This is a genomic window from Methanosarcina siciliae T4/M, assembly GCF_000970085.1.
Lineage (GTDB): Archaea > Halobacteriota > Methanosarcinia > Methanosarcinales > Methanosarcinaceae > Methanosarcina > Methanosarcina siciliae.
On record NZ_CP009506.1, the window covers coordinates 4,243,726 to 4,256,453 of the forward strand.

At 41.6% G+C, this 12,728-nt stretch carries 11 protein-coding genes; 5 read left to right on the plus strand and 6 right to left on the minus strand.

From position 1 onward, the window contains the following. Window positions 1-228: 228 nt before the first annotated feature. From MSSIT_RS17785 to MSSIT_RS17815, 6 genes are all read right to left on the minus strand, one after another. Window positions 229-2,511 carry a PKD domain-containing protein gene (locus MSSIT_RS17785; RefSeq protein WP_048173830.1) on the minus strand — a complete coding sequence of 761 codons (2,283 nt, stop codon included), beginning with the start codon at window positions 2,509-2,511 and terminating at the stop codon, window positions 229-231. Window positions 2,512-3,591: 1,080 nt separating this feature from the next. After that, entirely contained in the window at window positions 3,592-4,362 is a 771-nt protein-coding gene (locus MSSIT_RS17795) for a hypothetical protein (protein ID WP_231589974.1), read from the minus strand. A 427-nt stretch (window positions 4,363-4,789) separates the two neighbouring features. Further along, entirely contained in the window at window positions 4,790-5,722 is a 933-nt protein-coding gene (locus tag MSSIT_RS17800) for an ABC transporter ATP-binding protein (RefSeq protein ID WP_261789152.1), read from the minus strand. A 118-nt stretch (window positions 5,723-5,840) separates the two neighbouring features. Next, entirely contained in the window at window positions 5,841-6,473 is a 633-nt protein-coding gene (locus tag MSSIT_RS17805; protein WP_231589976.1) for an ABC transporter permease, read from the minus strand. Next, the gene (locus MSSIT_RS17810; protein ID WP_048175053.1) at window positions 6,470-6,847 is read right to left on the minus strand and encodes a hypothetical protein; all 378 of its coding nucleotides are present in this window, start codon (window positions 6,845-6,847) and stop codon (window positions 6,470-6,472) included. Before MSSIT_RS17810 ends, MSSIT_RS17805 begins: the two co-directional genes overlap by 4 nt. A 698-nt stretch (window positions 6,848-7,545) precedes the next feature. Then, window positions 7,546-8,364, minus strand: coding sequence for a CRISPR-associated protein Cas4 (locus MSSIT_RS17815; protein WP_231589978.1), 819 nt, complete (start codon window positions 8,362-8,364; stop codon window positions 7,546-7,548). Between the two features lie 140 nt (window positions 8,365-8,504). Between MSSIT_RS17815 and MSSIT_RS17820 the strand changes: the two genes are divergently transcribed. The 5 genes from MSSIT_RS17820 to cyaB all read left to right on the plus strand — a co-directional run bounded on the left by MSSIT_RS17820 (window position 8,505) and on the right by cyaB (window position 12,566). Beyond that, complete coding sequence (locus MSSIT_RS17820; protein WP_048173833.1) at window positions 8,505-9,245, plus strand: helix-turn-helix domain-containing protein; 741 nt, start codon at window positions 8,505-8,507, stop codon at window positions 9,243-9,245. 44 nt (window positions 9,246-9,289) lie between these two features. Next, on the plus strand, window positions 9,290-10,339 hold the full coding sequence (locus tag MSSIT_RS17825; RefSeq protein WP_048175056.1) for a hydroxymethylglutaryl-CoA synthase: 1,050 nt from the start codon (window positions 9,290-9,292) through the stop codon (window positions 10,337-10,339). 16 nt (window positions 10,340-10,355) lie between these two features. Beyond that, window positions 10,356-11,528, plus strand: a complete 1,173-nt coding sequence (locus tag MSSIT_RS17830; RefSeq protein ID WP_048173834.1) for a thiolase domain-containing protein — start codon at window positions 10,356-10,358, stop codon at window positions 11,526-11,528. 5 nt (window positions 11,529-11,533) lie between these two features. Continuing rightward, window positions 11,534-11,932, plus strand: a complete 399-nt coding sequence (locus MSSIT_RS17835; RefSeq protein ID WP_048173835.1) for a Zn-ribbon domain-containing OB-fold protein — start codon at window positions 11,534-11,536, stop codon at window positions 11,930-11,932. 103 nt (window positions 11,933-12,035) lie between these two features. Then, on the plus strand, window positions 12,036-12,566 hold the full coding sequence (gene cyaB / locus MSSIT_RS17840) for a class IV adenylate cyclase (protein ID WP_048173836.1): 531 nt from the start codon (window positions 12,036-12,038) through the stop codon (window positions 12,564-12,566). Window positions 12,567-12,728: the final 162 nt, after the last annotated feature.

The following is a 12,728-nucleotide window of genomic DNA, read 5'->3' on the forward strand; positions in this document are numbered from 1 at the left end:
TTGGTATTGTTGAGATAGTTTTACTTTTCATCTTTTGTTTTCCAATCAGTGTTTGTCCTTCATGCCAGTATTGTTATCAAAAAATCCGGATTTATGATATTTTCTAAAATCTTCTATAATTTAATTCGATTTCCGGATAAAATCGAATCTGATAAGGTTTTAGGGTTATGAATTTATGAAAAAATTGAAATGAATCCTGAGGCAAAATAATTTCAGGATAAAGTTTTCTTACTTTTTATTGTCCTCCTTTATCCGGAATGCAACTGTCAGGCTTATCATCACGTAAACGATTTCAAATCCGGGAGTTCTTTTGCTATCTTTTGCAGGATTGCCTTTATCTGTTGTTAATGTTGCCCCGGAACTAATGTTTCCTTCGCCGCCAATTCCGTTTTCACCGGGACTTGTTGCATTCAGCACAAAGATAGTGGCCTCTTTTGAAGCTGTTCTGTCTTCATTGTTTACTGTCAGGTTAACAGTATAGGTTCCTGCTGAGGAGTAAGTATGGACCGGATTTTGATCGGTTGAATTAAATCCATCTCCAAAGTCCCAGTTCCATAAAGTTGCGTTCTGAGAGCGATCATTAAACTGGACCGAGAGAGGAGCGTAACCGGAGGTGATATTACTACTGAAGTCTGCAACAAAAAAGGTTGAATGTTCAGGATTTGCTTTAAGAATAACAAGACCATTAACACCATTAATCGCATAGATATAATTCCCGGAAACTTCAACACCACTGGCATGAACGGCATAAATCCCTTTTAATATCGGAGAAGAAGGATTGCTGACGTCAACAATCATAATACTATTATCAACGGCCACATAGGCGTAATTTCCTGAAATTGAAACACGGTCAGCGTATCCTACAGTATCATATCTTCCTACCATAACCGGAGAAGAAGGATTGCTAATATCGATAACCACAAGCCCATTTTTGCTATCGGCTACATAGGCATAATTTCCTGAAACTGCAATATCGTAAGCATACCCTGCAGTATCATAGCTTCCTTTGAAAACAGGAGAGGAAGGGTCACTGATATCAACAATCAAAAGACCGTCTCCTTCATCGGCCACATAAGCATAATTACCCGAAACCTCAACATTCCAGATACATGCAATATACGCATAATTTTCTATGACGGTTGGAGAAGTATCATAAATCCCCTTAAGAGTTGGAGAAGAAGGATTTCCGATGTCAACAATGAAAATACCGTTAGCATTGTCGGTTACATAGGCATAATTTCCGGAAACCGTAATATGTTGAGCCCACCCCCCGGTATTGAAATTTTTTTTCAGAGTTGGAGACGACGGATTGCTTATGTCAACAATCACAAGATCATTCCTATCGGCTATATAAGCATAATCGCCTGAAACCACAACGTCTTGAGCAGATCCGGGAGTATTGCAAATTCCTTTGAGAATGGGAGAAGAAGGATTACTTATATCAACAATCAAAAGACCGTTATCCCAATCGGCCACATAGGCATAATTGCCCGAAATAGAAATACTTTTACTCATTCCGATAGTATTGCAAATTTCTTTGAGACCTGGAGAAGAAGGATTGCTGATGTCAACAATTACAAAATCATTTTTATCCGCTATACAGGCATAATTACCTGAAACTGAAATATCTCTGGCATATCCCGGAGTATCACAGCTTCCTTTCAGAACAGGGGAAGAAGGATTGCTTATATCAACAATCAAAAGACCGTTGTCATTATCAGCTACATAGGCGTAATTACCCAAAACTGAAACATCACAAGCAATTCCTGCAGTATTGTAGCTTCCTTTGAGAGTAGGAGAAGAGGGATTGCTCATATTAACAATCAAAAGACCGGCATTGCCATCGGCCACATAGACGTAATTCCCGGAAATGGAGACACCGTAAATATCTCCTTCAGTATCGTAGCTTCCTTTGAGGATCGGTGAAGAGGGATTGCTTATATCAAAAATCATAAGACCATTATCCCAGTCGGTTACGCAGGCGTAATTCCCGGAAACTGCAATATCGCCATTAGAACCGACATAACGTCCTTTGAGTATCGGATCGGAAGGATTACTGGTATCAACAATCAAAAGGCCATCATCGTCAGTTACATAAGCGTAATTACCGGAAACTGCAACACAATAAGTATATCCGGGAATATTGTAGCTTCCTTTCAGGGTAGGAGAAGCAGGATTGCTGATATCAATAATCAAAAGACCATTATCGTCATCGGCTACATAAGCATAACCTCCGGAAACTGTTATATCCCTCACAAAACCTTCTGTCATAATCTTACTCACTAAAACAGGTGAAGAGGAATTATTTATATCTAATATCAAAAGGTCCTGCCCCTGCCCAGCGTAAGCATAATTGCCAGAGATGTCAACAGCATCCATCGTCCCACCGAAATGCCCCACCGGTTTCATGTTGACTTCAGGATCAGCGGCAACTCCAGAAACCGACCCTGTGATCGTTACCAAAAAAACAACAAAGATAAGTGGACAAATTATTTGTCTGTTTATTCCCATTATTTTACGTCCTATCCTTCAAGGCCTTGTTCTTGTATTTTCAAAGATGGCAGATTCTTAACCACAGATACTTTTATGCTTTCATTCAAAGGAATAGAAATTTTAAACTAATTATTAGAAGTGATAAACGAGTTTGAATTAGACGGAAAGTAGTTGAGTGACAACCCTACTGTTTTATTGAAACAAATTCCGATCCTGCGTACTGTGCTAATAATTTTATATCACGAAAATTGAAAAAATGAAAAGTTCAGGTTGCCTGGAATGTATCTTCAAACTCTAAAAATTCCTTTTACATAACTCCATATAAGTTTTCTGACCATAGTCTCTAACAATCAGAACGAATGTCGGAATTATAATTACAGTTCTCTGAAATATGATTTAATATGAAGAATTGTTTAAGACCCGGGTCATAGAACTTATATAGTCGTACTATATACTCGTACCGGAGCAAGTGCATAATCAGGATTAAAAATTTAAAATGTGCTATGTTAAGGGAGAGACAAAACGTTCAATAGCATTCAAAAAATACCTATAACTAGGCGCAGGACAACATGCTCGGTTTTTACATTTTTTGAGGAGTGCCTTGAAGTTGATTCTGTAGAAATTCTTAATTCTGGGTTTTTACAGAGCCTGCATATAGTCTCATTATACGCTCGACCAAAAGGCAGCAACATAGTAAAATCTTCATTAATTAAGATTCTCTGCTGTCATGATTTACTATGTGTATAATCAGAATTATAATCAAATAGGGAATTAGAGATTCCATAAAAGCTGCAATAATTATTGCTATAAGGATTGACATATCCGGTTGACCAATCACATTCAGGAGATTCAAAATAAAAAAAAAGGCAAAACAAGCGAGAAACAATATTTCATAACTTGATCTTTTCATAATAAATTCACACCCATACAAAGAAATTAATTCATTTCAATAATTGAGCTAATTCCAAACCCGGATTTCTTCTTAAAACCAAAAGTGTCAGAACCATTTTGCATGATCAGAAGCTTGATTGAGCGTTGATAAGAGTTAATTGAGCATCGATAAGATTAATTGAGCATTGACAAGAGTTGATTGAGAGTTCAGAATTCAAGATTAAGGGGACCAATTTTGAGTTTTTGGTTAAGATCGGTTATAGAATAATGAGTCCCATAATTTCCATTTTGATCACACGATAAATAAACCTTGATGTAATAGTTTTGAACAGTTATGCTGTTGCCCCTGTATTCAAAACCGTAATGGAAATTCCCCTGGCCGTAAACTTCTGCAGTATTGTTAGAAGTTAGATTCTCTCCATCTTCCCAGTTAGAAATTTGCCAGAGATTGAGAGGCATGTTGTGTACGTACCATGAGTCTAGATGATAAGGCTGTACTGATTTGTGATCATACCCAAAATACCCTTCTGTGGTAACTGTAAACAATTTCCAACCAAGGAAATTATACTCACTTACGGAATGAGTTAGAGTAGAAGTATAATCCGGATTCACCAGCGACTGGGAATCCATTTCACTTTTTTGACTACTTGGCTGGATTGTATTTTTTTGGTTATTTAACTGGAATGTATTATTTTTTGTTTCTTCTACTATCAGGTTATCAATAACAAAATAACCTTGATTTGTGAAAGTTATATTTGATCCGTCTTTCAGTTGATATGTCCTTGAATTGTTTTCATCTGAAGCAGTATCGAGCTTTGGCATTGAAATTTTATGTCTGTTTGCTTTACAATAATCCGCAATCACATCTTCTGTGGATAGGTTTTCCGTATTTGAGTTCAGTGCATAAATTAACCCCTGCTCCCATTCTGAAGGCTTATCACCTGTTTTTAAATTTTCCTCTGCACTTACTGCAGGCATAAGCACTGTATATACAAGCAACATTGCCAGAAGCAATGTTCCAATGTCAGAATTATTCTGAAAGTACATTTGAATTCTACAAGTCTCTTTTTGTTAATTCCTTATAAGTTTTCTGACCATTCTCTCTAACAATTGAGATAATACTGGATATACAACCCACTTTTTCAGAAATATTATATAATATGAGAAATTGTTTTAGATGCTGGCGAAAATATATACTCACCCATATCCCCATACCTAACGCAATGGCTCCCCTAAAATTAAAAACCGAAGGATACTATTAAAAGGAAACAAAAGGAAACGCAAAAATTTGGGATCTAAATCCGGGTTTTGGGAACAGCTAATTGTATGATCCGACCTTCACAGACCATAGGTAAAGCCATGTTTCTTCCTTTTGAAGCAAAAACACGGCTTTCCTGCATGAAAGTTAAAGATTCATTCCTGTAGCATTAAAAAAAGCATCTTCCAATGAGAGAGAATTTTCTATAAGCTTGAAAACACGGCCTCCGCTTTCAACAATTAACCTGTTGATTTCCGGTTTGACATCTGTCCTGGAATTTACGAAAATATCCAGAGTATTTTCGGCTTTCAATTCGGTTTTTACAACAAACTCCAGACTCTCGATTAAAGAAATCATCCCGGAAGAGAGATTGTAGACCCCAATCGTAATAACTCCATTTGACTCAAGGTGGCGAATTTTCTCAATTGCACTTTCGGCAATAAGCTTGCCTTTATCCAGAATCCCGACATAGGTACAGATCTCCTGTATTTCCAGAAGGTTATGGGATGAAAGAAATATCGTAATCCCTTTGTTATTGCACGCGCGAAGAATTTGCCGGATTTGCCGGATACCAACAGGATCAAGACCGTTTGTTGGTTCGTCAAGAACCAGTACTTCAGGATTATTCAAAAGAGCCTGGGCAATTCCCAGCCGTGTTTTCATACCATGGGAAAAATAACCCACTTTTTTGAAAATCTCATTCCCAAGCCCGACCCGGTCCAGTAAATCCCGAGATTGTTCCAGGCTCTCTTTTTTACTCAGGCCTTTTAACCTGCCGTAATAGATCATGTGGCTTAAGGCTGTCCTCTCATCGTAAAAACCGGAATCCTGGGGGACCAGACCCAGGATCTGTTTAATCTTTCCCGATTCGGCAGACATGTCCATGCCGTCAACAAAAATTTGCCCCTGTGTAGGCGTTGAAAGCCCTGACAATAATTTTATTGTAGTTGTTTTTCCGGCACCGTTCCGGCCCAAAAAACCGTAGATACTTCCTTTTTCTACATTCAGGGAAAGATCTTCCAGAACAAAGCGGGAACCGTATTTTTTGTACAGGTTTTTGGTAGAGATGGCCGCAGTAATTAGAAATCCCTCCTTTTAATGGCTACCAAACTCATGGACAAAAAGGCCAGTATGTACAGGAACATTGACACCAGGCTTTCAAAAACTTTAAGATATCCCCCTTCAACCGGGAAGCCTCTCATGAACTCCATATTTTTAATTCCATAAAAAAAGGGGTGATATATTTTAGATAACTTTCATTTCCCTGTAAAATGAAGAATATCAAAATCCCAAGAAAGACTGCAGACATTGCAAACGAAATTTTGTTGTTTGCAGATAATGTTGAGATAAATATGAAAATGCTTATGAAGCACCCCAGATAAAGGCCTGATGAAATCCAGAGTAGAATGATACTTTCAAACTGAAAGGCATTTCCTGCGGAATACTGGTATATCAAGCTTAGAAGTGCAATTCCGGAAGAAACGGACATAAATACCAGTAATAAAAAGAAAAACTTTCCTAAGACAAAAGATGACCTGTGGACCTTGGAGAGAATGTATCTTACCGACCCGGTTTCAGTTTCACTGCTTATGATATCAAAAGATGCTATCATAGTCATAACAGGTCCGATAAGCAATACCACCTGATAAGAAATCAAAGTATACGGAATGCCGCCATAATTTGAAAAGAAAAGGAATAGGTAACTTGTACTATAGTGCATTACCAGAAAACAAAGAAAGATAAAAACTCCGCCAAAAAGCCATACATATCTACTTTTTGAACTCCTTAATGTTTCATCTTCCCCGATAATTCGTATTTCAGAGAAATTCATAGTCCTTCATCCTGTTGATTACTGCTGAGGTTGGAGGCAACAAATGCTCCAAAAGACCCGATTATTGAATAGAAAAAAACCATAATGAGCGCAAAACCGATGAGAGCAGACAGAGCCACACCCCCATATTGTAACGCGAGCTTTCCATCGGAGGTAAACAAAAATACTAAAATCAAGCCGATCAGGTTATATGTAAATATTGAAAAAAAAGCATATTTCTCCGATCCTTTGCCTATGGATTTACCAATTAATGTACCTACAATAACCGCACCTATAATCCCTCCGTATGTTGGATCAAACCCTAAAAATTCAAAAAACCCGAATAATACAAGCCCGACCACTATTCCTATAAACAATAAATTTCCGGTTTTCACGATATCACATTCGAAAAAATGCTGGGTTTGAACCCAGCAAAATATGGCCAATTTAAGAATATTGATTAATAAAGTCCTCTGCTTCGCTTAGTAAGTCTACAAGTTCATTATACAACCAGCTAGCAATCTGAAAAACCCAATCAGATAAGACATTCCATATCGTATATAGGGCTAAATTTAGAGAGTCAGTCCCGCTTGAGACATTATTAATTTTGAATGCATCAGAACCTTTAAACTCACCCTCTTAGGGCAGATTTAATGGAGTTAGGGGGAATGTTGGAAAGCACATATGGACTCCATAAACTCCTTTTCGTTAACTCTTTATAAGTTTTCTCTCCACAATATCAAACGGTAGGATTTTCACACTTGTTTATAGTCCATAATTATCCTCTTAGTATTGATTGTTAGAGACCCTGGTCAGAAAAATTATATAATACATACCTATTGCAAGCGAATTTTTTGAAAAAAAATCAAAATATAAGATTTTGAGAAGAATTTTGTCTTTTTAAATAATAAATTAGATAAAAATATAGAAGATAAGTATAAAAAAGCAAGGTAGTTCCGATATGAACCAAAATATGATTGAAGAACGGCAAAGTATCTTTTAAGAAAAATAACAAATAAGACATTAAACAATATTAGATACTGAAACCTTGGCAAATAAAATCTTTAACTGTTCTCAACCTTCAAGGTTCTGTTTAAAAAAACTTAGACATCAGAGAAGAATTCGAAACACAGTGCTCCGAAAATGTACATTGCGTGCAGAATTTTTCTTCCGTTTTCTCGGGCATGAGTCCGGCTTTTATTTTTTCCACGCGCCTGCAGATTTTCAATACCTCTCTCCGGTCAGAACTTCGGATAACCACCTTTCGGAGCAGCCCGAAACTTACGTACTCAACAAAAGCGAAAGGGACTTCTTTTCCGGATTCGGCTTCAAGGAGGAGGGCAAGGGATGCAGCGTGAATTCTATCGGACGCCCACACGCCCTGGACAGGGCAACTCCCCGGCTTCAGGATCGAAGGAACATCCGTGCCCTCGAAACGGACTATTTTGGAAGGCACCCCTTTCAGGTTAATTTTTTCCGAGGAAAGAAACGGCTCGGTTTTTACAGGAGTAAGTGCCGCAAGCATGGTGTCTTTTCCATATTCTTCAAGTCCTTTGAGAAGGTTAGCCACAATTTCCGGAATTTTTGCTCTTGCCCGCGCGCTCCCTTCTTCCAGGACTCCTCCCTCTATGCGGGCAAAATCTCCAGGAAACATTATCGGAAGGTCTTCATATGCCTGATTCAGAGCAGCTTCAAGTTCTTTGCACAGGGTATCGGCGTTTAACGAACACTTGTTTACAATTTCAGGATAATTCAGAGAGAGCTCTTTCAGGAGCATTCTCTCGAGCCGAGAAGCGTTTATTTCCGGGAACAATTCAAATCCGCGGCTGACAAAGTACACCCGCCGCGGGCAGCTGTTATATAGGAGAATGTCGGAGACGCTTATATCCGGGTTCCGTGAATCTGCAGGCATCACATTCCAATTTACCATCCAGATGTTATAAATTTTTTGTATAAGATGTCCGGTCTCAAACAATTCCCGTACTGCGACAATTGCCGAACTCGCATTCGTTAGATATATATGGTAATGTTTCGTCTTAGTTTAAGTAAGTCATGACATCAAACGATTCCTCAGAAAATCTGCGCAACCGTCTCGCGGAAAAAATGGCTGGTGATATCACACTCTCGGAAAAACCCGGAGAGTCCCTGAAAAAGTGGAGGTTAAACTTCGAAATATCCCAGACTGATATTGCAAATTACCTTAAGGTTTCTCCTTCTGTGATAAGTGACTATGAAAGCGGAAGGCGAAAGTCTCCAGGGACACTGATAGTCCGGAAAATCGTTGAATCCCTGCTTGAAATTGATATAGAGCGGGGGGGGAAGAAGATCCACGCTTACGAATCCATACTTAACGCTGAAAATAGTTCAAAATCCATCTATTCAACCTATGAATATACCATCCCGATACAGCTTGCAAAACTGGTCAACCTTATCGAAGGCGACATTGTCTACAAAGGGGCTGAAAAGCCTCTGTATGGTTTTTCTGTTATCGACAGTCAGAGGGCGATCCTGGAACTTTCCTCCCATGAATTCCAGAAGCTCTACGGCTGGAGTACGGACAGAGCCATGATCTTTACGAAGGTCAGTACCGGGAAATCCCCCATGGTAGCTATCCGGGTCACCAATCTGAAACCCGGAGTCGTTGTGCTCCACGGGCTCCGTGAAGAAGAGGTCGAACCTGTTGTAGTCAAGATGGCAGAGGTAGACCGTATCCCCCTTGTCGCAACCACAATGGACCTCGATCAGATTGTGCAGTTACTGAAAAAATACAGTCAATATTATGCGAAGGAATGAAAACCCTGAAACTGATGCCTAAACACTCAAAAACAGGTGAACAAATGACTATTGGAATTGTATCTTACGGTGCTTATGTCCCAAGATACCGTATAAAAATTGAAGAAATCGCCCGGCTCTGGGGTGATGATGCCGAGGCTCTCAGAAATGGCCTCATGGTGTACGAAAAATCCGTACCTGATGTCGATGAAGACGCAGCAACGATTGCAGTGGAAGCAGCAAGATACGCAATGGCAAGAAGCGGTGTCGATACCTCCAGAATCGGGGCGGTATACACAGGTTCAGAAAGTCATCCCTACGCTGTAAAACCTACAAGCACCATCGTAGCCCAGGCTATCGGCGCAACCCCCGAAATGACTGCAGCAGACTTTGAGTTTGCCTGTAAGGCAGGAACAGCCGCAGTTCAAGCCTGTATGGGCCTGGTGGGCTCAGGAATGATCGACCTCGGGATGGCCATAGGAGCAGACGTTTCCCAGGGGGCCCCGAGCGATGCTCTTGAATACACTGCAGCTGCAGGTGGAGTTGCCTGCCTGATCGGAAGAAAAGAATCCGAACTTGCTGCAATAATTGAAGATACATACTCTTTTACAACGGATACCCCTGACTTCTGGAGGAGGGAAGGAATGCCCTACCCCGAGCATGGAGGCAGGTTTACGGGAGAGCCCGGATACTTCAAGCATGTGACAAACGGTGCAAAAGGGCTGCTTGAAAAAATCGGGACAAAACCTGAAGATTATGATTATGCGGTATTTCACCAGCCAAACGGAAAGTTCCCGAGCAAGGCTGCAAAGATGCTCGGGTTTACAAAAACCCAGATCACGCCGGGACTTGTTGTCCCTAAAATCGGAAATACCTATTCAGGTTCCTGCCTAATGGGAATTGCTGCAACCCTTGACCAGGCAAAGCCCGGAGATAGGATTTTTGCAACCGCTTTCGGGTCCGGAGCAGGGGCCGACGCATTCAGCATAACAGTTACCGACAGGATTGAGGAAATCCGAAATCGGGCTCCGACGGTTTCCGAAATTATCAAGGATCCTGTATACATCGACTACGCAAGGTATGCCAGGCATAAAGGCAAGATCCGTCTGGCCTGAAAACGGGGTGAATATAATGAGAGACGTAGCAATTATCGGAGTAAAGAATACAAAATTCGGGGAACTCTGGGAGCGCTCCTTAAGAGACATAGTCGTAGAAGCCGGCATAGGAGCAATCCAGGACGCAGGCGTAAGCGGAAAAGATATTGACGCGCTTTATATAGGGAACATGAGTGGAGGCCGCTTTATTGAGCAGGAACATATAGGGGCTCTCATTGCGGACTATTCAGGGCTTTCAAGGAACCTCCATGTCCCGGCTACAAGAGTGGAAGCCGCCTGTGCATCAGGAGGGCTTGCCCTGCGCCAGGCCATAATGTCCGTGGCTTCGGGCTACAGCGAGATCGTGGTTGCGGCAGGAGCGGAAAAAATGACAGACGTTGGCTCCGAAGAGGCATCTTCAGCTCTTGCGGCAGCCGCCGACCGGGAATGGGAAGGCATGGCAGGAGCAACTTTCCCCGGGCTTTATGCAATGATTGCAAAACTGCATATGCACAGGTACGGAACCACCAGTGAACAGCTTGCAGAAGTAGCCGTAAAGAACCACAAAAACGGATGCTTTAACCCGATCGCCCAGTACAAGAACCTGATCACCGTAGACAACGTCCTGAACTCAATAATGGTAGCCGACCCGTTACATATCTTTGACTGTTCTCCAATAACAGACGGGGCATCTGCGCTTGTCCTGGCACCTGCGGATGTTGCCCACAAATACACCGATACCCCCATTTACATTAAGGCAACCGCACAGGCAAGTGATACTATCGCCCTCCATGACAGAAGAGATATCACAACCCTGGACTCAACCGTAATGGCTGCAAAGAGGGCATATTCCATGGCAAAATTGAAGCCTGAAGATATTGACCTTGTCGAAGTGCACGACTGCTTTACCATTGCAGAGATCTGTGCAATTGAAGACCTCGGCTTTGCAGAAAAAGGCAAAGGCGGGATTGTCACCGAAAATGGAGAAACTGCAATCGGCGGAAGAATCCCTGTCAACACCTCCGGCGGCCTGAAAGCCTGCGGACACCCCGTGGGAGCAACAGGCATAAAGCAGGCTGTGGAAATCGTAACCCAGCTGCGCGGAGATGCAGGCAAGCGCCAGGTAGCTGGGGCTGAGTACGGAATGACCCACAACGTCGGAGGGTCAGGAGCAACGGCAGTAGTACACATTTTCTCGAGGGATAGGTGAAATAGATGTCTTCTGTACCAAGATTCTGGAGAAACCTCGGCAGCAGGTATAACCTCGAAGGAACCCGCTGTAAGGAATGCGGGGAATACTTCTATCCCCCACGCAATGTCTGCGTAAACTGCAGGCGCATGGGTGAGCTCGAACCCTTCAAATTCAAAGGCACCGGCGAAATCGTAAGCTACACATTGATTCACACGGCTGCGGAAGGTTTTGAAAGCCAGGCTCCCTATACCCTTGCAATAATCAAACTGGACGAAGGGCCCCGCCTGACCTCTCAGGTAATTGGCGACCCTGAAAAGATCCAGATCGGAACTCGGGTTAGGTCCGTGTTCAGAAAGCTAGGGGAAGACGGGGAACACGGCATGATATACTACGGCACCAAGTTTGTCCCTGCAGAGGACTGATTGGGCCAAGACTTTTCCTTCCTGGAAAATTTAGGAAATAAATTACGGTTTAGTTAATAAATTACGGATTGAACCTGAACAGAACCGGAGATGTCTGGAAACTATGATCGAAGTGGAAGTCAAGGTCAGAGCGGATCACTCAAAGATCCGCCCGCTCCTTGAGAAAATCGGGGCAGGCAAAATAGGGGTTGAAGAACAGGCAGATACCTATTTTGCAGCTCCGTACAGGGACTTTGCAAAGACTGATGAAGCCCTCAGGATCCGCTCTCTGGGTGGGCAAGCTGTTTTAACATATAAAGGGCCTAAACTCGATAAAGTATCCAAAACCCGAGAAGAACTCGAAACTCCTGTAGATGAAGCCACAGCAGTAAAAATATTTCGTGCCCTGGGGTTCTCGGAAGCCGGAGCAGTCCGCAAAAAACGAGAAATATTCAGAGCAGGAGAAATAATCGTCTGCCTTGATGCAGTCGAAGGGCTGGGAGAATTCCTGGAAGTAGAGCTTGATGTAGAAGATGAAAAAGATCTTGGAAGTTCCAGGGATCAGTTGTTTAAATTATTATCTCAGTTAGGAGTAGATGAAAAAGATTCCATCCGGACATCTTACCTTGAGATGGTACTTGGAAATAAGAACTGAAAGCATTTTTACCCATTAATGCTGTTGTGTCAGCAGTAAATATCATGTCAGCAGTAAGAATGGAATGTCCAGTATAACCGATTACAGCGTTCAGAATCTTTTTTTTCATTATCTTTTAATTCTGAGGATTGGCGCGACAATACTGCAAATAAATATAGTATT